The sequence below is a fragment of the Pseudoxanthomonas sp. G3 genome (assembly GCF_057654715.1).
Map to the genome: position 1 here is coordinate 1526181 of NZ_CM172805.1, position 22344 is coordinate 1548524.

Consider the following 22344-nt stretch of genomic DNA (forward strand, 5'->3'; position numbering starts at 1 on the left):
CGCGCTCTCGGTTCCGATCGTGGATACGGGCAGTGTAGCGAGATGGACGAAGAACAACGCGCGCGACGATGGTTCATCGCGGTGTGGACAATCGTGACGGTGGTCAAGATCGCGATCGCCGCGCGGTTGCCGCTGTTCGTGGACGAAGCCTTCTACTGGCAGGAAGGGCAGCACCTGGCGGCGGCTTACTCGGACCTGCCCGGACTCACGGCTTGGTTGACCCGACTCGGGGTCGAGTTGGGCGGACATCATGTGCTGGCCGTGCGCGCGCCGTTCCTGCTGTTGGCGGCGGTATTGCCGTGGCTGGTCGCGCGTTGCGCGATGCGCGCCTGCGATGCCACCAACGGTTGGCAGGCCGCGACCCTGACGACGCTGATGCCGCTGACGGGCACGCTCGGTGTGCTGGCCCTGCCGGATGTGCCGATGGCGGTGGCGGCTGTGCTCTGCGCCGACGCGGGCGCGCGTTTGCTGCGCGGTGTGCACGGATGGGCGGCGATCGAACTCGCGATGGGCTTGGCGATCGGTGCGCTGAGCCACTACCGCTTCGCGGGCGTGATCGGCGTGGGCTTGATCGCACTGCTCTGGCTGCCGGAAGGCAGACGGGCGTTGCGCGACGCACGCGTGTGGGTGGCGCTCGTCGTGGGTATGCTCGCGTGGGTGCCGTTGCTCGGCTGGAACATCGAGCACGCGGACGCGGGTTTGCGCTTCCAGTTGCTGGACCGTCACCCCTGGCGCTTCCACACCGACGGCATGCGCTTCCTGCTGGTGCAGGCGGTCATGGCGACGCCGTTGCTGTTCTGGGCCTTCCTGGTGATTTGCGTGCGCGGACTGCGCGGCGATGACGGCCGAGGCGCCGCCAGGCGTTACTTCGCCTTGCTGGGCGCGATCTCCACCTTTGGTTTCTTCGCGCTCGGCTTTTTCGCCGACAACGAGCGCGTGAGCTTCCATTGGACATTGCCTGGCTATCTCGCGTTGCTGGCCATCGTGCCCGTGTTGCTGCGCGAATGGAGCACGCCGCTACGTCGGGCAACGTGGACGCTGACCACCGCAGGTGCGGTGCTCATGCTCGGTTATTACGTGGCCGTCTCGATGCCGGGCGTGCGCCTGCATTTTGCCGGCAGCAAGTACTACCCCGAGAACTTCACCGGCTGGGACACGCTGGCGGACGAAGTGCGGGCCGCGCAGTCGCGGATGCCCGCCGATACCGTGTTGCTGGCCGACAGTTTCAAGACCGGTGCGGAACTGGGATTCGCAGTGGGGAATCCCGACATCCGCGTGCTCGACCATCCCTTGAACCGGAAGCATGGCCGCGCGCCGCAGCTTGAGCTGTGGGGCCTGCACGACGCGGGCGAACGCAGCGCGCCGACGCTGCTGGTCGTCGGCGCGACCGACGTGAAGTTCAGCGCGCTGCTCGCGCACTACCAACACCTGTGCGGTGTCGTCGGCGCGTTGCCGCCGGCGCAGCCGGTGAACATTGATCGTGGCGCGCGCCGGTTCCTGCTGTTCCCATTGCCGGCCGCACGCGGCGAGGGTGCATGCATCACGCCGGTCGTGGCGAACATCGACGTGCCGTCGGCGGGCGCCACCGTGCAACGTCAGTTCAGCGTGGGCGGCTGGGCGGTGAAGGACGTCGTGGGTGTCGCGAAGATAGAAGTCACCCTGGATGGCCGCGTGGTCGCCGTCGCGGAAGACGCCGGAGCGAACGAATGGCTGCGCGGCTTCCTGAAAGACGCATCGCGCGACCCACGAATGCCGCACGTGCAATTCAGGGCAGACGTCGATGTCGGCGCGTTGCCGGCTGGGCGTCATTGGCTGGGGCTGCGGATCACCGGCGGCGACGGCAGCGTGGAGACTTGGGCCGAACAGCCTGTCGTCTTGCGCTGACTGGGCGGATCAGGGCAGGTCGAACCCGGCCTCGCGCAGCATCCGGCACACGGCGATCAGCGGCAGACCGACCAGGGCGGTAGGGTCGGTCGATTCGATGGCCTCGAACAGGGCGATGCCCAAGCCTTCGGACTTGAAGCTGCCGGCGCAGTCGAAAGGCTGCTCGGCGTCCACGTAGCGCTCGATCTCGGCCGGCCCGAGGGCACGGAAGCGGACCGTGGTCAGATCGTGCGCCGCCAAGACCTCGTCGTCCCGCACCAGAGCCACGGCGGTATGGAACCGGACCTGCCGGCCGGCCATGGCGGACAGCTGGGCGATGGCGGCGTCCCGGTGTCCGGGCTTGCCCAGCGGGGCGCCGTCCAGTTCGGCGGCCTGGTCCGAGCCCAGGACCCAGGCGCCCGGGTGCTGGGCGGCGATCGTGGCCGCCTTGGCCTGGGCCAGGCGGGCGGCCATGGCGGGCACGGTCTCCCCGTCCAGCGGGGTTTCGTCGACTTCGGGGCGGGCGATATGGAAGGGCAGGCGCAGGCGCTCCAGCAACTCGCGGCGGTAGCGGGACGTGGAGGCGAGCAGCAGCGGCATGGGACGGGACCGGTGGGAGCGGGGCGGGGAGTCTGCCCGCCGGCTGGGCCGGCGGCAAGCCATCGTGGTCGGGTGGGATGGTTTGACAGTTCAGGGTTTGATCCTTAACATTCAGCGGCTTATGTCCGCGAATACGCCCGAGCTGCTGGATGCGTGGCGCATGGTCGCGAACCGGCGCAGCTTCGAAGGCCGCCTTCCGTTGTCTGCCATGACGCGCCTTCAAGGCCTTCTGGCCGATACCGAAGGCGACGTGCGCTACACGGTGGAGTTCGATCACGATGCGTTGCGGGTCCCGTACCTGGAACTGAAGATCGAGGCCGGCCTACCGTTGGTGTGCCAGCGCAGCCTGCAGCGTTTCGTGCTGCCGGTGACGCTGAAGCAACGGCTGGGTCTGGTACGCAGCGAGGAAGAAGAAGCCGCGCTGCCGCCCGACTACGAAGCGCTGCTGGTGCCGGAAGACGGCATGCTGCGCCCCGCCGACCTGGTTGAGGACGAACTGGTCCTCGCCGTGCCGGTCGTGGCAGTGGACCCGGCGTCCGACGCGGTGGAACGCGAATGGGCGGCGGACGAAGAAGAGGTGGCGAAGGTCAGTCCGTTCGCGGCGCTGGCCTCGCTGAAGAAGAACTAGCCGCTACGGCGGTCTGGCAACACGAACCGAAAGGTTCACCAACAGATACAAGAGCTGGAGCAATCCCATGGCTGTGCAGAAATCCCGCGTCACCCCGTCCCGTCGTGGCCAGCGTCGTTCGCACGACGCGCTGACCGCCAAGCAGCTGTCCACCGACCCGACCACGGGCGAGACGCACCTGCGCCACCACGTGACCGCCGACGGTTATTACCGCGGCAAGAAGGTCATCGCCACCAAGACCTCGGCGGTCGAGGAAGATTGATCCATGCAGCGCGCCCGCCGTTCGGCTGGGCGCGCCTTCCGCATGATCGATGACAACCTGGGCCCGCTGTCGGGCCGGCAATGGGAGCGTGCATGAGCGAGCCGGGCAACAAGGGGCGCATTTACGCGCGCATCGCCGGTACGGGCAGCTATTTGCCTGAGAAAGTGCTGACCAACGAAGACCTGTCGAAGTTGGTCGACACCAGCGATGAGTGGATCCAGTCCCGCACCGGTATCCGCGAACGCCACATCGCCGCCGAAGGCGAGACCGCCGGCGACCTGGGTTACCAGGCTGCGCTGCGCGCGCTCGAAGCGGCCGGCGTGGATGCTTCCGAGATCGACCTGATCGTCGTCGGCACCACCACTCCCGACCTCATCTTTCCCTCCACCGCCTGCCTAATCCAGGCGCGCCTCGGCGCGACCGGCTGCGCTGCGATGGACGTCAATGCCGCGTGCTCCGGCTTCATCTACGCGCTGAGCGTGGCGGAGAAGTTCATCCGCTGCGGCGACGCGAAGACCGCGCTGGTGATCGGCACCGAGACGCTGAGCCGCATCGTCGACTGGACCGAACGCACCACCTGCGTGCTGTTCGGCGACGGCGCCGGCGCCGCCGTGCTCAAGGCCGACCATGAAACCGGCATCCTCAGTACCCACCTGCATGCCGATGGCAGCAAGAAGGAATTGCTGTGGAATCCGGTCGGCGTGTCGGCCGGGTTCAACAAGGACGAGCCGAACAACGGCATCCGCATCCACATGAAGGGCAACGACGTCTTCAAGTACGCGGTGAAGGCGCTCGACAGCGTGGTCGACGAGACGCTCGAAGCCAACGGACTGGACAAGCACGATCTGGATTGGCTGATTCCGCACCAGGCGAACCTGCGCATCATCGAAGCCACGGCCAAACGCCTGGACATGTCGATGGACCAAGTGATCGTGACCGTCGACAAGCACGGCAACACCTCGTCCGGTTCGGTGCCGCTCGCGCTGGATACGGCGGTCCGGTCCGGTCGCGTCGAGCGCGGCCAGCTCCTGCTGCTGGAAGCCTTCGGTGGCGGCTTCACGTGGGGCTCGGTGCTGCTGCGCTACTGAGCAACGACGTCAGGCATCCGCAAGACGAAAGGCGACGCTGCACAGCGTCGCCTTTCGCGTTTCTGACGATGCGTGTTCCACGCGCGCGCGGCCTCCGTCGACCGCATGCGGCGCGATGCCGCATCGTGCGCGCATACGCCCCGGTACAGACAATCCAGTCGATTCGCCCGTATCATCGCCGCCTGATTTTTCGTGCAGGGTATTCGAGTGGCCTCCACGCAACTCGCTTTCGTCTTCCCGGGCCAGGGCTCGCAGTCGGTCGGCATGCTGGCCGAGCTTTCCGAGCTGTACCCGATTGTGCGCGAGACATTCATCGAAGCGTCCGAAGGCGCCGGCGTGGACCTGTGGGCGTTGTCGCAGGGCGGCCCCGAGGAAATGCTCAACCGCACCGAGTACACGCAGCCCGCGCTGCTCGCCGGCGGCATCGCCGTGTGGCGCGCGTGGCAGCAGCAGGGCGGCGCACAACCTGCGCAGCTCGCCGGCCACAGTCTGGGCGAATACACCGCGTTGGTGGCTGCCGGCGCGCTGTCGTTGAAGGATGGTGCCCACCTGGTGCGCCTGCGGGGCCAGCTGATGCAGGACGCGGCGCCGGCAGGCGTTGGCGCGATGGCAGCGGTGCTGGGCGCCGAGGATGCGCTGGTCGCCGAAGTCTGCGCGCTGGCCTCCGACAGCAAGGTCGTTGTGCCGGCCAACTACAACTCGCCCGGCCAGATCGTGATCGGCGGCGATAGCGATGCGGTCGAGCGCGCCATCGCGCTGCTCACCGAACGCGGCATCCGCAAGGTCGTGAAGCTGGCCGTCAGCGTCCCCTCGCATACGCCGCTGATGCGCGAAGCCGCCAACCGCCTGGCCGAGGTGATGGCGGGCCTGGCGTGGCATGTGCCGTCGCTGCCGGTGGTGCAGAACGTCGATGCGAAGGCGCACGACGGCATGGACGCGATCCGCGACGCGTTGGTACGCCAGCTCTACCTGCCGGTGCGCTGGACCGAATGCGTGCAGGCGCTGGCAGCGGGCGGCGCGGCGCGCATCGCAGAGTGCGGTCCGGGCAAGGTGCTCGCCGGCCTCGTCAAGCGCATCGACAAGGGGCTGGATGCGCGCGCCATCGGCGGCGTCGGCGACTTCCAGTCCGCCTTGGCCGACTGGCAATCCTGATACGCGACTGCGCGCGTTCCCTTATCCTGTCCGCCGCCATCGCGCGGACCCGTTCCGAGGACATCCACCATGAGCAAGCCCCTGCAGGGTGAAATCGCGCTGGTCACCGGCGCCAGCCGCGGCATCGGCGCCGCCATCGCGGATACGCTCGCCGCGCACGGTGCGACCGTCATCGGAACCGCGACCAGCGCATCCGGCGCACAGGCCATCGGCGAGCGCCTCGCAGCCGTGGGAGGCCATGGGCGCGAGCTCAACGTGACCGACGCCGGCGCCGTGGACGCGCTGATCGATGCGGTCACCAAGGAATTCGGCGGTATCTCGATTCTCGTCAACAACGCCGGCATCACCCGCGACAACCTGTTGATGCGGATGAAGGACGAGGACTGGCAGGCCATCCTCGACACCAACCTGACCAGCGTCTATCGCACATCCAAAGCGGTGATGCGCGGCATGATGAAGGCGCGCAAGGGCCGCATCATCAACATTGCCTCCGTCATCGGAGTCACCGGCAATGCGGGGCAGGCGAACTACGCCGCGGCCAAGGCCGGCATCATCGCGTTCTCCAAGTCGTTGGCGAAGGAGATCGGCAGCCGGGGCGTGACCGTCAACGTGGTCGCGCCGGGCTTCATCGCCACGGACATGACCAAGGACCTGCCGGAAGACACCAAGAAGGCGCTCGGCGAGCAGATCGCACTGGGCCGCCTGGGCGAACCGGCCGATATCGCCAACGCCGTAGCGTTCCTGGCCGGGCCCTCGGCCAGCTACATCACCGGCGAAACCCTGCACGTCAATGGCGGCATGTACATGCCGTAGTACAAAATAGCTGTAAGTGATTGATTCGGTGGTGGTTGCAGCTGTCTGCCCCACGCCCCCGGTTTCCACTACACTATCCCCCGGTTTGCCCTCGCACAGCGTCGGCAGAGTCCAACAAGTCACCCAATCTCCGTCTGGAGCGAATCCATGAGCAGCATCGAAGAACGCGTCAAGAAAATCGTCGTCGAACAACTCGGCGTGAAGGAAGAAGAAGTCACCACCAGCGCATCGTTCGTCGACGATCTGGGCGCCGACTCGCTGGACACCGTTGAACTGGTGATGGCGTTGGAAGAAGAGTTCGAGTGCGAGATTCCGGACGAGGAAGCCGAGAAGATCACTTCGGTGCAGCAGGCCATCGACTACGTCAAGGCGCACGTCAAGGCGTAAGTCCCGCGTCTGCAGCAAACCGTGTCGGGGCCGCGCATGCGGCCCCGCGCGTATCCGGCCCCCATGCGCCTGCGTAGGGCGCGGCCGCCAAGAGTCATGAGGAATACGATATGAGCCAGCGTCGTCGCGTCGTCATCACCGGCATGGGCCTGGTGTCCCCCCTGGGCAATGACATGGCCACCAGCTGGGACGGCATCGTCAACGGGCGCTCGGGCCTGGGCCCGATCACCAGCTTCGATACCGAGGGCTATACCACGAAGATCGCGGGCGAGATCCGCGGCTTCGATCCCACGACCTTCGTCTCGCCGAAGGACGTGAAGAAGATGGATTCGTTCATCCACTACGGACTGGCGGCATCGCTGATGGCGATGGACGATGCCGGCCTGGAAGTGACCGAAGCCAACGCCGAGCGCATCGGCGCCATCATCGGCGCCGGCATCGGCGGCATCCTCGGTATCGAGGAAACCGCGGTGAAGCTGCACGAGGGCGGTCCGCGCAAGATTTCCCCGTTCTACATCCCTAGCACCATCATCAACATGCTGCCGGGCCACCTGAGCATCATGAAGGGGCTCAAGGGGCCGGGTTACTCCGCGGTCTCCGCCTGCGCCACCTCGAACCACTCCATCGGCATCGCCATGCGCACCATCCAGTACGGCGATGCCGACGTGATGATCGCCGGCGGCGCCGAACGCGGCTCGTCGCCGACCTCGGTGGGCGGCTTCTGCGCAATGAAGGCCATGTCCACGCGCAACGATGATCCGGCCCGGGCCTCGCGCCCGTGGGACAAGGACCGTGACGGCTTCGTGCTGGGCGACGGCGCCGGCATCCTGGTGCTGGAGGAGTACGAACACGCCAAGGCACGCGGCGCGCGCATCTACTGCGAACTGGCCGGCTTCGGCGCATCGCAGGACGCGTTCCACATGACCGCCCCCAGCGAGAACGGCGAAGGTCCGTCGCGCTGCATGCGGTCGGCGTTGAAGGACGCGGGCCTGAATGCGGACCAGGTGGAGTACCTCAACGCGCACGGCACCTCCACGCCGCTGGGCGACCTGGCCGAAACGCTGGCGATGAAGCGCGCGCTGGGCGACCACGCGTACAAGATCATGGTCAGTTCCACCAAGTCGATGACCGGCCACCTGCTGGGTGCGGCGGGCGGTGCGGAAGCTATCTTTTCCGTGCTGGCCATCCACCACGGCATCATCCCGCCGACCATCAACCTGGACGAACCGGGCGAAGGCTGCGATCTCGACTACGTGCCCCACACGGCGCGCGAGAAGAAGATCGATGTGGCCGTGTCGAACGGTTTCGGCTTCGGCGGCACCAACGGCACGCTGGTGTTCAAGCGGATCTGATTTCACTGCGGACAAGAGATCGTCATCCCGGCGAAGGCCGGGATCCATCTTGATTTCGCCTCCTGTTCCTTGAACAAGTAGAGCAATTTGGGTTCAAGCTTTCGCTGGAACGACGATGGCATGATCGAAACCCGCGCGCTTCCCTCCGCTACCGATATGCTGGCCCTGCATCGGCAGGACCCGCAGCGTTATCCCGTCCTGCTGGAATCGGTCGCCTCCGGCACTGCGCAGGGACGCTGGGATTTCCTGCTGGTGGCCGATGGCACCGGGCTGCGCCTCGGCGCCGACGGCGTCACCCGCGACCTGCAGGGCCGGGCCGAAGACGGTGACTTCCTGGCCGCGCTCGACCGTCACTGGCAGGCGCAGCGCACGCTGCGCGAGGAGCCGCGCTGGCCGTTCCGCGGCGGTTGGGCGTTGCTGCTGGCCTACGAGTTGGCGCAGCAGGTCGAACCCGTCCTGCAGCTGCCGCAGGGCCCCGATACCCAGCCCGTTGCGCTCGCATTGCGTTGTCCTGCCGCGGTGCTGCGCGACCGCAGCACCGGCGATTGCGTCGTGGTGGCTGAAGCCGGGGAGGGCGAGCTGATCGCGCGCACGCTCGACGATGTGGCGGCCTCCGCGCAGCAGCCGGCGTTGCCCGCGTGGCGACCGCCGTCCCGGATCGATGAAGACGCGCCCTCCGCATTCACCGACGGTGTCTTGCGCATCCTCGACTACCTGCACGCCGGCGACATCTTCCAGGTCAATCTCTCGCGGGCGTGGCAGGCGCGTTTCGATGCGCTGCTGGATCCGGCGGCGCTGTACGCGCGCTTGCGCACCGCCAATCCGGCCCCGTTCGCGGGCCTGTTCGCCACACCGGACTGGACGGTGGTCAGTTCCTCGCCGGAGCGCCTGGTCTCGGTGCGCGGCGATGTGGTCGAGACGCGGCCCATCGCCGGCACGCGTCCGCGCTTCGAAGGCGACGACGATGCCGCGCGCATCCGCGAACTCGTCGGCCACCCGAAGGAACGCGCCGAGCACGTGATGCTGATCGATCTGGAACGCAACGACCTCGGGCGCGTCTGCACGCCCGGCAGCGTGCAGGTGGACGAACTGATGACCGTGGAAAGCTATGCGCACGTGCACCACATCGTCAGCAACGTGCGCGGCCACCTGCGCGACGATGCCACGCCCGGCGACGTGATCCGCGCGACCTTTCCCGGCGGCACCATCACCGGTTGCCCGAAGGTGCGTTGCATGCAGATCATCGCGGAGCTCGAGCAGGTGCCGCGCGGCGCGTACACCGGCGCATTCGGCTGGCTCAACCGCGATGGCGACCTCGACCTGAATATCCTGATCCGCAGCGCCGAGATCGTCGCCGACGGCGCCGGCAGCGTGGCGCGCTTCCGCACCGGGGCCGGCATCGTGGCCGACTCGGTCCCGGAAAAGGAACTGGACGAGACCCGCGCCAAGGCCCGTGGCGTGCTGCGGGCGCTGGAAGGCTGACGCCACGCCTACAGCCTGAGACGGCGACCGGGTATCCTGCACGGCCTGCTCCCATCGCCGAGGATCGCGTGGCGTCAGCTCTCAAGCGCGGTTGCCGTTTTATCGTCATCCTGTTCTTCCTGCTGCTGACCCTGGCGGTCGGCGCAGGCGTGTGGCTGTGGCAGGGGCACCGCGGGTTCGCCGACAGTCCCATCGGCGGCCCGGCGGAGGCCACGGTCGAGGTAGCCAACGGCGATGCATTCCCCACCGTGCTGCGCAAGTTGCGCGAGCAGGGCGTGACGATGGGCTCCGACCTGCAGTGGCGCTTGCTCGCACGCGAAACCAATACCGCCAGCCAGCTGAAGGTCGGCGAATACGCGCTCGAACCCACCCTGACCCCGCGCGAACTGCTGCAGCGCATGCGCGAAGGCCGCACGCTGCAGTACCGCGTCACCCTGGTGGAAGGCTGGAACATCCGCCAGCTGCGCGCGGCCCTGCGCAACGCCGTCCCGTTGCAGCAGAAGACCGCGCAGATGAGCGATGCCGAACTGATGGCCGCGCTCGGCCATCCCGGACAGCATCCGGAGGGACGCTTCCTGCCGGAGACCTATGTCTACACCCGCAGCGAGTCCGACCTCGACGTGCTCAAGCGTGCGTACGCAGCCATGGAGAAGGCGCTGACGGCCGCATGGGAGGCGCGTGCCCAGGACATCCCGCTGCAGTCGGCCGAAGAAGCGCTGATCCTGGCCTCGATCATCGAGAAGGAAACCGGCATCGCCGAGGAACGGCCGACCATCGCCGGCGTATTCGCGCGCCGGCTGAAGATCGGCATGCCGCTGCAGACTGATCCCACCGTCATTTACGGCATCGGCAGCGGCTACGACGGCAACATCCGCCGCCGCGACCTGACCACCGACACGCCGTACAACACCTATACCCGCAAGGGCCTGACCCCCACGCCGATCGCGATGCCGGGCGCCGATGCGCTGCGCGCCGCGGTGAATCCCGCCGAGGGCGATGCCCTGTATTTCGTTGCCGTCGGCGACGGCAGCGGGCGGCATGTCTTTTCGGCCACGCTGGCCGAGCACAACGCCGCTGTCGCGCGTTACCTGGTGAAGCGCCGCGAGACCCTGCGCAAGGCGGCAGCGCCATGACCGAAGCGCTCCTCTCGCAGCCGCGCCTGGTCACCCTGGAAGGCGGCGAAGGCGCCGGCAAGACCAGCGCCATCGTGGCCATCCGCGACCGCCTGCAGGCCGAGGGGCACGAGGTGGTGCTGACGCGCGAACCCGGCGGCACGCCGCTGGCCGAGCGCATTCGCGAGCTGCTGCTGAATCCGCAGGACGAAGCGCTCGCGCCGGAGACCGAACTGCTGCTGATGTTCGCTTCCCGCGCGCAGCATGTGCGCGAGGTGGTGCGCCCGGCGCTGCGTCGCGGCGCGTTCGTGGTCAGCGATCGCTTCACCGACTCGAGCTATGCCTACCAGGGCGCCGGCCGCGGTCTGGATCCGGAATGGATCGCCGCGCTGGAACGCCGCGCCGTCGGCGTGAAGCCGGGCCTGACGCTGTTGCTCGACCTGGACGTGCGCGAAGGTCGCGCGCGCACCGCCGGCCGCGATCTGTGGCCGGACCGCATCGAAAGCGAGCAGGACGATTTCTTCGAACGCGTGCGGGCCGGGTTCCGCGCGCGCGCGGCCGCCGAACCGCAGCGTTTCCGCGTGATCGATGCCGGCCAGCCGCCGGCCGGCGTGGCGGCGGCGGTCGATGCCGCGATCACCGCCTACCTGCGCACGCTGACGGACAGCGACCTGGCATGAGCACCGCGTTTTCGCCCTGGCAGCAGCGCGCCTACGAGCATGCGGTCGCGGCGCTGGAGGCCGGACGCCTCGGCCACGGCCTGCTGGTCTGCGGGCCGGCCGGGCTCGGCAAGCGTGCGGTGGTCGATCGCCTGGCCCGGCGCGTGCTGGCGCAGCAGCGCGACGCGCAGGGCGAACCCGCGCCGAACGACCGCAGTGCGCACCTGATCGACGCGGGCACGCATCCGGACCTGCAGGTGGTGACGTTCGCGCCCACCAAGGACGGCACCAAGCTGCGCACCGAAATCGTCATCGACCAGGTCCGCGAGATTTCGCAGAAGCTGGCGCTCACGCCGCAATACGGGCAGGCGCAGGTGGCGATCCTCGATCCCGCCGATGCGATCAACCGCGCCGCCTGCAATGCGCTGCTGAAGACCTTGGAGGAACCCGCACCGGGGCGCTACCTGTGGCTGGTCAGTGCGCAGCCCGCGCGTTTGCCGGCGACGATTCGCAGCCGATGCCAGCGCATCGAGTTCCGCCTGCCGCCGCGCGACGAGGCGCTCGACTGGCTGCGCGCGCAGGGTCACGCGGGCGCGGATGCCGAGCGCGCACTGGAGGCCGCACGCGGCCATCCGGGCCTGGCCGACGACTGGCTGCGCCACGATGGCCTGGCGCTGCGGCAGGCCGTCGCGCGCGATCTCGCGCGGCTGGAGCAGGGTGAGATCGGCGTGGTGGAAACCGCGCAGCGGTGGGCCAATGACGAACTCGCCGACGCGCGCCTGCGCCACGCGGCGGACCTCGCGCTGGAACAGGCGGGCCGCGCCGGCTTGACCGATCCGGCCCGATTGACCAAGCTGGCCGCGTGGTTCGACGCCGCCAACCGCACCCGCGATCTGTTGCGGACCACGGTGCGCGGCGACTTGGCCATGGTGGAACTGCTGCTGGCGTGGGCCGGTGGCGATCGCGGACGCGCTGTCGGGGCGCGCCGCTGACCGAAACACGGAGACGTCGATGAATGCAGCAGGTGGACGGCAGGGCATCCTGTCGCTGGCAGTGAAGGACAAGGCCGCGCTGTACAACGCCTACATGCCGTTCGTGAAAGGCGGCGGCATCTTCGTGCCCACGCCCAAGCGCTACTTCCTGGGCGATGAAGTCTTCCTGCTGCTCACCCTGCCCGAATCCAGCGACCGCCTGCCGGTCGCCGGCAAGGTGGTGTGGGTGACGCCCGCGGGTGCGCAGGGCAACCGGGCGGCGGGCATCGGCGTGCAGTTCGCCGAGACCAGCGAAGGCGAAGCCATCAAGAACCGCATCGAGACGATGCTGGCCGGCAGCCTCAACGGCGAGAAGCCCACCCACACCATGTGATGGGCGTGCACGGGGGCGGGGGCTTTCACGCCGGCTTTCGTCCGCGCTGGCCAGCATGCAGGCCCCCCCTTCCCGTGGCAGGCATTCCATGGCGCGCCCGATCTGGACCGGCACCCTCTCGTTCGGCCTTCTCAACATCCCCGTTTCGCTGATGTCGGGCGAGCGCAAGGTCGACATCAGCTTCCGCATGCTGGATTCGCGCGACAAGAAGCCGATCCGCTTCGAGCGCGTCAATGCCGAAACCGGCGAGGAAGTGCCATGGAAGGACATCATCAAGGCCTTCGAGTACGACAAGGGCAGCTACGTCGTCGTCGAGAAGGAGGACATCGCCTCCGCCGCGCCGCAGACGCATGAATCCGTCGACGTCGAGGCGTTCGTCGACCGCGAGGAGATCGGCCTCCGCTTCTTCGAGAAGCCGTACATCCTGGTGCCGGGCAAGAAGGCCGAGAAGGGTTACGTGCTCCTGCGCGACACGCTGGCCAGCACCGGCAAGGTCGGCGTGGCGCGGGTGGTGATCCGCACGCGGGAATACCTGTGCGCCGTGGTGCCGGAAGGCGATGCGATGATCCTGATGATGTTGCGCTACCCGCAGGAACTGGTGGATCCGGAGGAATACAAACTGCCCACCGGCAAGGCGTCGGATTACCGCATCACCGCCAAGGAGCGCGAGATGGCCGAGAGCCTGATCGGTTCCATGTCGGCGAAATGGGCGCCGGACGACTACCACGACGAGTTCCGCAAGCGCCTGGAAGCCATCATCAAGAAACGCATCAAGGCGCGCGGCGCCACCACGACGATCAAGGACGACGACGCGCCCGAGCGCGAGGACGCCGCCACCAACGTGGTCGATTTCATGGCGCTGTTGCAGAAGAGCCTGGATACCAAGAAGCGCACGCCGGCGCAGAAGGCGGCGACGAAGAAGGCGCCCGCGAAGAAGGCCCCGCGGAAGGCGGCCAAGGCCGCGAAGAAGACGCCTGCGAAGAAGGCAGCGCGCAAGACGGCATCGCGCTGACGCATGGCGGGCGGGCGCCGCGTCGTGCCGGTGGAAGGCGTCGGCACCGGCGCCAGCGGACGCGCCTTCCTGTACGTGCTGCCCTGCGCTTACGAAGACCACGCCAAGCTGGGCATCGCCACCGATCCGCTGCGGCGGATGCAGGCGTTTTCGCCGCGCTACTACGCATTCTTCGACCTCGACCGCGGCTGGTTGGCCGAGGCCGGCAGCGTGCGCGAGGCCCGGGGGTGGGAGACGCGTCTGAAGCGCGATCTCCGCCTGCACGCCGCGCCGCCGCCACTCACCGTGCCCGCGCGTGCGGCGGGCCGGACCGAGTGGTTCCGGGGCGCGGAAAGCGCCTTGCGTGCCGCAGGCACTGCCCTCGAGGAGGCGGGTTTCGCCCTGCATCCGCTGCGCCGTTGGGTGGCGGCGCGACTGGCCGCGCAGCGCGAACACCTGCACGCGGGCGAGCAGGCCGCGATCGCTCGCTACGGTCCCGTGGATGGGTGGCCGTTCGCGCGGTCGGGCACACCGTGGGCCACGTTGCGCGACGCGCTCGATGCCTACCGGGTGCTCGACGTGCCGCTCGACGATGCCGTGTCGCCCGCCCTGCGCGCCTGGCATGCGCGCAACAGCCTGTCGCCTGGCTGACCCGCACGTAGTTCCGGCGGCTGCTTGCACGCGCTGTTGACGGGCGTGGCGTCATAACGGAGGCGAGGAGCCTCCATGAGCCTGCAGGAATACCGTCGCAAGCGCCGTTTCGACCGCACCCCCGAGCCGGACGCGGACGCGCCGCGCGGGCGCGGCAAGCGCCCCATCTTCGTCGTGCAACTGCACCATGCCAGCCGGCGCCATTACGATTTCCGCCTGCAGGTGGGCGACACGCTCAAGAGCTGGGCGGTGCCGAAGGGCCCCAGTTTCGACCCCGACGTGAAGCGCCTGGCCGCCGAGGTCGAGGACCATCCCATCGACTACGCCGAGTTCGAAGGCGAGATACCGAAGGGGCAGTATGGCGGCGGCCATGTCGCCACTTTCGACCGCGGCCTGTGGAGCACCGATGGCGATGCCGAGGCGCAGCTGGCGAAAGGACACCTGCGCTTCCGCATGTTCGGCGACAAGCTCAAGGGAGGCTGGCACCTGGTGCGCACGCATACGCCCGCGCGCCAGCCACAGTGGCTGCTGTTCAAGGAGCGCGACGATTTCGCCGGCCCGCGCGAAGCCGATGATTTGCTGGAAGACGTCACGCCGCCACCGGGCTCGCGCCCGGCCAGGCGCAAGCGCGCACCGGCGAAAGCGAGCGCGCGTGCGGCCTCCCGTGCGGGGGAGAATGCCGCGCCCCGCGAGCGCTGGGCGCACCGTGCCGCCCGGCTCGATGGCGCACGCGCCACGTCGAAGCACCCGGGATTCCGCGCCCCGCAACTGGCGAAGCTCCAGCAGGAGGTGCCCGCCGGCGACGATTGGCTGCACGAGGCCAAATGGGACGGCTACCGCCTGATCGCCGAAATCCGGCGCGGACGCGTGCGCCTGTGGTCGCGCAACGAACGCGAATGGACCGGCAAGGCGCCGGAGATCGTCGGGGCGCTGGAAGCGCTCGATCTCGAGGATGCGGTGCTCGATGGCGAACTGGTCGCCGGTGCGGGGCGACAGGAGGATTTCGGCCTGTTGCAGGCCACGCTGTCGGGCGAGAAGAACGCCACCCTGTCCTTCGTGCTGTTCGACATCCTGCAGGTCGATGGCGTGGATCTGTCCGGCAGTCCGCAGTACCAGCGCAAGGCGCTGCTGGCGGAAATCCTGAAGTCGCCGCCGGACCGTCTGGTCTACAGTTCGCACATCGTCGGCCGCGGCGACGAGGCATTGAAGATGGCGATCGAGCGGGGGCTGGAGGGCATCATCTCCAAGCGCGCCGACGCGCCCTACCATGCCGGTCGCGGCGATGCCTGGCGGAAGATCAAGCAGCGCGACGCCGAGGAATTCGCCGTCATGGGCTACACCGCGCCGAAGGGCAGCCGCAGCGGCCTGGGTGCGCTGCTGCTGGCCACGCCCGATGGCCAGAACGGCTGGCGGTATGCGGGTCGCGTGGGTACCGGCTTCAGCGACGCGCTGTTGGCCACGCTGGCCACCCAGCTGGCGAAGGGCGCCAGCGCCACGCCCACCGCGCACGTGGAGGTGGACGACCCGGAACTGCGGCGCGCCCGCTGGGTCACCCCCCGGCTGGTGGCGGAAGTCTTCCACCATGGCCGCGGCAACCAGGGCCTGCTGCGCCAGCCCTCGCTGAAAACCATCCGCCGCGACAAGCGCCCGGCGGACCTGCGCGACGTGCGCGCCCCTGTCGGAGACGCCCCCATGCCTGCCGCCAAGCGCACGCGCGCCGCCCCCGCTGCGATCGAACTGACCCACCCCGAGCGCGTGGTGTTTCCCGACAACGGCATCACCAAGCAGCAGGTATTCGATTACTACCGGGCCATGGCGCGCTGGCTGTTGCCGGAAATCGTCGGGCGGCCGTTGTCGATCGTGCGTTGCCCGCAGGGCGCGGGCCGGCCGTGTTTCTTCCAGAAACATCACACGCCGGGCATGGAGCGCGTCGATGCGGTGCCGCTGGAAGAACAGAGCGGCACGCGCGCCGATTACCTCGTGGTGCGCGACGAGGCCGGCCTGCTTGAACTGGTGCAGTTCAATGCGCTGGAGTTCCACCCGTGGGGCGCGATGGCCGATGCGCCGGATGATGCGGACCGCATCGTCTTCGACCTGGACCCCGGCCCCGACGTTTCCTGGACGCGCGTGGTCGAGGCCGCACGCCTGGTACGCAAGCGCCTGCGCTCGCTGGGCCTCACGTCATTCGTCCGCACCTCGGGTGGCAAGGGGTTGCACGTGGTGGTGCCGCTGAAGCCCGCCGCGTCGTGGGAGCAGGTCAAGGGCTTCGCGCACGCGTTCGCCGATTCGATGGCCGCCTCCGAACCGCTGGCCTACGTCGCGACGGCGACGAAGAAATTCCGCACCGGCAAGATCTTCATCGATTACCTGCGCAACGGCCGCGGCGCGACCAGCGTGGCGTCGTTCTCGCTGCGCGCGCGCGAGGGCGCGCCGGTGTCCATGCCGCTGCGCTGGGAGGAACTGGGCCGGATCAAGGGCGGCAACGCCTACACCTTGTCCACCGCACCGCGCCGCATGAGCCGGTTGGGTTCCCACCCCTGGGGCGACTACACGCGGCGCCGCCAGGACTTGGCGGCGGTCAGCGACGCCTTGAACGCACTGCAGGCCGCGCCCGCTCCCGAAAAGAAACGCCGGCGCCGCTCATGAGGCGCGGCGCGTGCGCTTGAGAAAGCGGACCGCGGCCTGCTCCCACTGGCGCTGGCCCCGTGCACGCGCCGCCGCGCGCTGTACGCGGCCGTCCTCCCAGCCCTGGAACACCCGCGGGTCCACGTAGCAGCGCTCGCAAATGCGCGGGGTGTTGCCCAGGATGGCCGAGGTGTCGCGCAGCACGGCTTGGCGAAGCTGTTGGCGCGCGCTTTCCGCCTCCGGCACCTCCGTCGCCGCCAGGGTGCGGAAGGCGAACAGGGTGGCACCCCAAGTGCGGAAATCCTTGGCCGTGAAGGGGCCGCCCAACGCCTCCTGCAGGTACGCGTTGACGTCGCCGGAGCTGATCCGCTGCACGGTGTCGCCTTCGCGGTACTGGAACAGCGCCTGGCCCGGCAGCTGACGGCACTGGCGCACCAGTTTCACCAGCCGCGCATCGGTCACGCGCGCTTCCAGCGCCTTGCCGCCCTTGCCGCGGAAGGCAAAGCGCACCTCGCTGCCGGCGATGAAACGCGCATGCACGTTGCGCAGCGTGGTGATGCCGTAGGAGCCGTTGGCTTTTTCGTAGCTGGCGTTGCCGACCCGCAGCAGCGTCTGTCCCAGCAGGGCGACCACGAGTGCGAGCACCTTCTCGCGCGGGAAGCCAGGCAAAGCCAGATCGGCACGGATGCGGCGGCGCAGGCGGGGCAGGGCATCGGCGAAGGCGAGCAAGCGATCGTACTTGCGCGCACCGCGTTCGGCCTGCCAGTCGCGGTGATAGCGGTACTGCTTGCGGCCGCGCGCATCGCGTCCGGTGGCCTGCAAGTGGCCGTGTGCGTCGGCGCAAATCCACACATCGGTGTACGCCGGTGGAATGGCGAGCTGGCGGATGCGCGCCAGTGTGGCGGCGTCACGGACCGTGCGTCCCTGTGGGTCCCGATAGGCGAAGCCGCGCCCGCGCCGCTGCCGGCGCAAGCCCGGCATCGTGTCCGTGGTGTAGACCAGCTCGCCCATCGCGCCTCAGAAGTCGTCGACGTATTCGATCACCAGGCCGTACTGGCCGGCGATGTCGTCGGCGGCTTCGCGGACGCTGTCGGCGTAGGCCGAAACCACTTCCACCTCCAGTGCCCGCACGTCGCCGCCCCGGTCGTCCATCAAACCGGCCGAACTCGAATCGTCATCGTCCATATGCGGCATGAGGTCCAGCAGTTCCTCGGCCCGTTCCACGCCATCCAGGCCGTGCAGATCGGCCACCAGGGCGTCAAAACCGGTGCGCGTGCCGGTGGCCCGCAGTCTGATCATCGTCATCGGAAGTCCTCCACGCTTTGGCCGACCATAGGTCGGCCCGGGTCATGCGCCCGTGAAGCGATGCAGTACCGGTGGCCGGATGTTCAGGCGGTGAGGATGCGCCGTGCGGGTCAGGCGTCCGGGTCCTGCGTTGCCGGCCATGGCCGGAGCCTCCACCGGCGCCGGCGGTAGATGCGCCGTGCCGGGACGAACAGCTCGACGCGCGTACCGCCCTCGGGCGCGTTGCCGATATCGAGGCGCCCAACCAGCTGCTGTGCGCGTTCGCGCATGCCGGCGCATCCGAAGTGCCCGTCGCGGTCGGCGCCCGCCGCCGGATGCAGGCCGATGCCGTCGTCGCGGATCGTCATCGCCAGGCCGTCTGCGCGGTAGGCCAGCACCACGCGCGCACTGCGCGCCTTCGCATGCCGCACCACGTTGCGCAGCGCTTCCTCGGCGATGCGGCGCACTTCCTCAGCGGCCGTGTCGATCAGCGCTCGTCGTGCACCTTCCACGGTGACCTGCAGGTCCAGCGCGCCGTCCTCGACGAGATGCGCTGCGGTGTCCTGCAGGGCCGCGGCCAGATCGTCGCCGGTATGCGGCGTGCGCAGGTCGTGCACGCGCTCGCGGCCAGCTTTGAGGGCTTCGTCGGCACGGTCCAGCGCACGGGTCAGAGCCTCGTGCGTGCGTCCCTCCGCGCGCAGGCTGTCTACGGCGCCCTGGAAGCGCAGCGTCAGCGCCTGGAATTCCTGCAGCAGCGTGTCGTGCAGTTCGCGTGCGATGCGCGTGCGTTCGGCGATCTGTCCCTGGAAGCGGTCGCGCAGGCGCGCGGTCTCGTAGCGCAGGCGCAGTGCGTACAGGCCCCACAGCAGCAGGACGGCGGCCAGCACGAGCAACGCCTTGAACCAGGCCGACTGCAGGAACGTCGGCGGCACGGTGAAGGCCAGCGTCGCGCCTTCCTCGTTCCACACGCCGCTGTCGTTCGCCGCGATCACGTGGAAGCGGTATTGGCCCGGGTCGAGATTGGTGTAGAACGCCTGGCGCCGATGACCCGCCTCGACCCAGTCCTCGTCCACGCCGTCCAGCCGGTAGCGGAAGCGCACACGCTTGGGAATGCTCAGACTCAGCGCGGTGTAGTCGATCTCGATCCGCGACACCCCCGCCGGCAACGTGGCAGAGGAGGGATCGCGCAACCGCTGCGTTCCATAGGCCAAGCCCACGATCCGCACCGGCGGCGGCACCGGATTGCGCACCAGATGGGTCGGCTGGATCTGCGCCACGCCATCCGTCGTCAGGAACCACAGCCGGCCGTCGCCGCCTTCCAGCGCGCTGTTGCGTGCGTAGCCGGGCGCGGGCGGTGCGCGCAGGCCGTCGTCGTAGTCCAGCAATTCGACGTCCAGCGCCTGCGCCGGATCGTCGAAGCTGCGCAGGAAGGCGTCGCGCGGCAGGCGGGCGATGCCGGCACGCGACTGCAGCCAGATATGGCCGTCGCGACTTTCCGCGATGCCGGTGATGCCTTGCAACCAGGCGTCCTGACGCTTGAGCAGCGTCACCTTGTCCGCGCGCAGGCGGGCCACGCCGCCGAGGCTGGCCACGATCACGTCCTGCCCGATCGGGTGCAGCACGGTGATTTCATTGCCGGGGATGTCGGCGTGTTTCCACAGCATCCGCGTCGCCGGCAGGTCGGCGCGCATCAGGCCTTGCGAACGCGCGTAGAGCAGCAGGCTGCCATCGGGACGCGCAATCATCGCGGGGATCTTCGGGCCTGCTTCTCCCGTCGCGTCGGGAAGCATGTCCATCCAGGCTCCGTCCTCGTAGCGCATCAGGCCACCGCGGACGCGACTGAAGATGCGGCGGCCATCGGCGGTCACCACGCAATCCAATGCCGCACGGCGCTGCTTGGGAATCGGCATGCGCTCGAAGTGCCCGCCGACCCCGCGGAACAGCGCATCCCCGGTCTTCACCCAAAGCGCGCCACCGCCGTCCTCGCACAACGCCTGCGGATTGGCGAGCCCTTCGAGTACGCGGGTCGCTTCGCCACCCGGGGGAATGCGCAGCAGGCTGTCCGAATCGGCGACATAGACCGTGCCGTCGCGCGTACCCATCAGCACGTAGCCCAGTGGCGAATGCGGTGGCACGCCGGCAGCGGGGCGGATGTTTGCCGCGCGGAAGCGGTCCAGTCCCGCGCTGGTGCCGATCCAGACGTTGCCTTCGCGGTCCTCGAGGATCGCCTGCGCGCGATCGGAGGACAGGCCGTCCTTGGCGGTGAAACTCTCTTCGACAGGCGATGCGCCCTCGTACAGCGCATGCGGTCTGGCGATACGGTAAATGCCCGCCGAATAGGTAACGCCCCAGAGTGCGCCGTCCTGGTCGAACAGGGCGCTACGGTAGTAGTGTTTCGCGTTGGCGACGGGCACGCGGGGCGTATTCGCCGGTTCGCCCGTCGTGGTGGCCGCATCGGGCAGGCGACGCGTGCCGCTCAGGGGACTGGACCGCCAGACGCGCCCGGCGCGATCGGTGACCAGCCCGAAGTTGTCGCCCGATTCGACGACCTCCTCGATGCCGATGCGGCGAAAGCGGCGTTCGCCGGGGGCCAGCACGACGGTTTCCCTTCCTTCGCCCAGCCACAGGCGGCCGTCGGCGGATTCGGCCATCGACCAGGCGTAATTGGCGTCGAAGCCCCAGTCCTTGCCGATGTCTTCCCACCGGCCGTCCCGGTAGCGCATCAGCGGGTGACTGGTGTTGCCGGTCATCGCCCACACGGCGCCCGTGCGGTCCTCGAAGAACTGGAACACCCAACGGTCGCTGGCGGGCAGCGAGCGGTCCAGCAGCGTGCCGTGACGCAGCACCGCCATCCGTCCGGACTGGTAGCCGATCCACAGGTCGCCGTTGCGCGCGACCATCAGCGCGGAGATCGGTGCGTAGCCGGCGTTCCCCGTGGCCGGTTCGGGATCGAAACGCACGCCATCGAAACGATGCAGGCCAGCATCGCTGCCGATCCACAGGAAGCCATCCGGCGTCTGCGCCAGCGCATAGATGCCCTGCGGCACGCCGTCGTCGGCCATCCAGCGGCTGTGTTTGAGTTGGGTGATGCCGGTATCCGGATCCAAGGCGAATGCCGGCGGCGCGCCCAAGGGCACGCCAAGCGCGAACAGCACGACCGTCAGAAAGAGACTGCGTAGCATGGCGGCCCTCCCGCAGGCGGCCAGACGTCGGTCATCGGGGCGGGCACCGGTCATCCCCTCCCGGGCCCGTCGGAATCCTAACCCGGCTTCGGAGCTCCGCGCGACGGCCTGTCGTGCGCGATCGCGCTACCATCGGCGCGGGACGTCGGCGTCCCGATGGGGTGCAGGGATGAAAGGGATACAGGGAAGCCAGCCGCGGTGTCGGGCGCGCGCGTTGGCGGCGGTCGTACTTGTGCTGGGCGTTCTGTTCTGCGCGCCGTTGGTTGCGCAGGCGCCCGCGTTGGCGGGCCTGCGCGTGCTGCCGCATGCGGATCGAGAATCTTCGTTCTCCGGCTGGACGCACGAGGGGCCCGTGCCCGCGACGCTGAACGTGCCCGTGGAACTGGGCGACGATCTGTCCGGCACCACGCTGCAACTGCAGCCAGCGAAGCCTGGCGAGACCTACCGCGTGCGCGTGCAGTACGAAACCAGCCTCGCTCTCGGCGCGGAGGGCCCGCACCTGGACCTCACCGACTGGAAGCACTGCACGTCGACGTGGCAACCCGCCAACGCCATCGATGCGGTGTCGTTCGTCCTGCCGACCCCCACCGCCGAACAGCACAGTTGCTTCCCGGCTTACACACGCGCCGAACTCGACGCCGCCGTGCGCGCCCATGCAGCGAAGCAGGGCGATCCGACGATCGCCGACGGCTGGCTTCCGCATCTCGACAAGGGCGATGCGGTAGGCGCGGTGTCGCCCTACGTGGGCATCAGCACGGTACGGGTGCGGGTGGAGGTCCAGCGAAAGGGCGCGTGGGTGGCGGTGACGACGGTGACGTTCGAGCTGCCGATGGGGTGTTGAGGGATGA

The 22344-nt window shown here is 68.6% G+C and carries 21 protein-coding genes; 17 read left to right on the forward strand and 4 right to left on the reverse strand.

The features are described 5' to 3' along the window. Positions 1 to 42: 42 nt before the first annotated feature. Positions 43 to 1884, forward strand: coding sequence for an ArnT family glycosyltransferase (locus tag AC23D6_RS07295; RefSeq protein WP_487752108.1), 1842 nt, complete (start codon positions 43 to 45; stop codon positions 1882 to 1884). 9 nt (positions 1885 to 1893) lie between these two features. Here AC23D6_RS07295 and AC23D6_RS07300 read toward each other — a convergent pair whose 3' ends face one another. After that, entirely contained in the window at positions 1894 to 2463 is a 570-nt protein-coding gene (locus AC23D6_RS07300; protein WP_487752109.1) for a Maf family protein, read from the reverse strand. Between the two features lie 121 nt (positions 2464 to 2584). On the opposite strand from AC23D6_RS07300, the gene AC23D6_RS07305 reads away from it, so the two are divergent. The 15 genes from AC23D6_RS07305 (at position 2585) to ligD (ending at position 17051) form a co-directional block, all read left to right on the forward strand. Continuing rightward, a complete protein-coding gene (locus tag AC23D6_RS07305) occupies positions 2585 to 3091 on the forward strand; it encodes a YceD family protein (protein WP_487752110.1) in 507 nt (168 codons plus the stop codon). Between the two features lie 67 nt (positions 3092 to 3158). Next, a complete protein-coding gene (gene rpmF / locus AC23D6_RS07310) occupies positions 3159 to 3353 on the forward strand; it encodes a 50S ribosomal protein L32 (RefSeq protein ID WP_056880637.1) in 195 nt (64 codons plus the stop codon). A gap of 92 nt (positions 3354 to 3445) precedes the next feature. Continuing rightward, positions 3446 to 4441: a beta-ketoacyl-ACP synthase III gene (locus AC23D6_RS07315; RefSeq protein WP_487752111.1), complete on the forward strand. Its 996-nt coding sequence runs from the start codon at positions 3446 to 3448 to the stop codon at positions 4439 to 4441. A gap of 207 nt (positions 4442 to 4648) precedes the next feature. After that, positions 4649 to 5593 (forward strand): ACP S-malonyltransferase, encoded by a 945-nt coding sequence (fabD, locus tag AC23D6_RS07320; RefSeq protein WP_487752112.1) that lies wholly within the window; start codon positions 4649 to 4651, stop codon positions 5591 to 5593. A gap of 69 nt (positions 5594 to 5662) precedes the next feature. Beyond that, complete coding sequence (gene fabG, locus AC23D6_RS07325; protein ID WP_487752113.1) at positions 5663 to 6406, forward strand: 3-oxoacyl-ACP reductase FabG; 744 nt, start codon at positions 5663 to 5665, stop codon at positions 6404 to 6406. A 147-nt stretch (positions 6407 to 6553) separates the two neighbouring features. After that, positions 6554 to 6793, forward strand: coding sequence for an acyl carrier protein (gene acpP, locus AC23D6_RS07330; RefSeq protein ID WP_014161144.1), 240 nt, complete (start codon positions 6554 to 6556; stop codon positions 6791 to 6793). A gap of 143 nt (positions 6794 to 6936) precedes the next feature. After that, on the forward strand, positions 6937 to 8145 hold the full coding sequence (gene fabF, locus AC23D6_RS07335; RefSeq protein ID WP_487752584.1) for a beta-ketoacyl-ACP synthase II: 1209 nt from the start codon (positions 6937 to 6939) through the stop codon (positions 8143 to 8145). A gap of 120 nt (positions 8146 to 8265) precedes the next feature. Beyond that, positions 8266 to 9627: an aminodeoxychorismate synthase component I gene (locus tag AC23D6_RS07340; protein WP_487752114.1), complete on the forward strand. Its 1362-nt coding sequence runs from the start codon at positions 8266 to 8268 to the stop codon at positions 9625 to 9627. A 68-nt stretch (positions 9628 to 9695) separates the two neighbouring features. Further along, positions 9696 to 10760, forward strand: a complete 1065-nt coding sequence (gene mltG / locus AC23D6_RS07345) for an endolytic transglycosylase MltG (RefSeq protein ID WP_487752115.1) — start codon at positions 9696 to 9698, stop codon at positions 10758 to 10760. Beyond that, positions 10757 to 11419: a dTMP kinase gene (gene tmk / locus AC23D6_RS07350; protein ID WP_487752116.1), complete on the forward strand. Its 663-nt coding sequence runs from the start codon at positions 10757 to 10759 to the stop codon at positions 11417 to 11419. The genes mltG and tmk overlap by 4 nt, the downstream gene beginning before the upstream one ends. Then, positions 11416 to 12390, forward strand: coding sequence for a DNA polymerase III subunit delta' (locus AC23D6_RS07355; RefSeq protein WP_487752117.1), 975 nt, complete (start codon positions 11416 to 11418; stop codon positions 12388 to 12390). The genes tmk and AC23D6_RS07355 overlap by 4 nt, the downstream gene beginning before the upstream one ends. 19 nt (positions 12391 to 12409) lie before the next feature. Beyond that, positions 12410 to 12763 (forward strand): PilZ domain-containing protein, encoded by a 354-nt coding sequence (locus AC23D6_RS07360; protein ID WP_093486701.1) that lies wholly within the window; start codon positions 12410 to 12412, stop codon positions 12761 to 12763. A gap of 88 nt (positions 12764 to 12851) precedes the next feature. Further along, a complete protein-coding gene (gene ku, locus AC23D6_RS07365; protein ID WP_487752118.1) occupies positions 12852 to 13775 on the forward strand; it encodes a non-homologous end joining protein Ku in 924 nt (307 codons plus the stop codon). A 3-nt stretch (positions 13776 to 13778) separates the two neighbouring features. Beyond that, a complete protein-coding gene (locus tag AC23D6_RS07370; protein ID WP_487752119.1) occupies positions 13779 to 14405 on the forward strand; it encodes a GIY-YIG nuclease family protein in 627 nt (208 codons plus the stop codon). Positions 14406 to 14480: 75 nt separating this feature from the next. Further along, positions 14481 to 17051: a DNA ligase D gene (ligD, locus tag AC23D6_RS07375; protein ID WP_487752120.1), complete on the forward strand. Its 2571-nt coding sequence runs from the start codon at positions 14481 to 14483 to the stop codon at positions 17049 to 17051. On the opposite strand, the gene AC23D6_RS07380 is transcribed toward ligD, so the two are convergent. From AC23D6_RS07380 to AC23D6_RS07390, 3 genes are all read right to left on the reverse strand, one after another. Next, on the reverse strand, positions 17046 to 18041 hold the full coding sequence (locus AC23D6_RS07380) for a DNA topoisomerase IB (protein WP_487752121.1): 996 nt from the start codon (positions 18039 to 18041) through the stop codon (positions 17046 to 17048). The genes ligD and AC23D6_RS07380 overlap by 6 nt on opposite strands. A 6-nt stretch (positions 18042 to 18047) precedes the next feature. Next, positions 18048 to 18335, reverse strand: coding sequence for a hypothetical protein (locus tag AC23D6_RS07385; RefSeq protein ID WP_487752122.1), 288 nt, complete (start codon positions 18333 to 18335; stop codon positions 18048 to 18050). A 110-nt stretch (positions 18336 to 18445) separates the two neighbouring features. After that, on the reverse strand, positions 18446 to 21496 hold the full coding sequence (locus AC23D6_RS07390) for a sensor histidine kinase (protein ID WP_487752123.1): 3051 nt from the start codon (positions 21494 to 21496) through the stop codon (positions 18446 to 18448). 232 nt (positions 21497 to 21728) lie between these two features. Between AC23D6_RS07390 and AC23D6_RS07395 the strand changes: the two genes are divergently transcribed. Beyond that, entirely contained in the window at positions 21729 to 22337 is a 609-nt protein-coding gene (locus AC23D6_RS07395; protein WP_487752124.1) for a hypothetical protein, read from the forward strand. Positions 22338 to 22344: the final 7 nt, after the last annotated feature.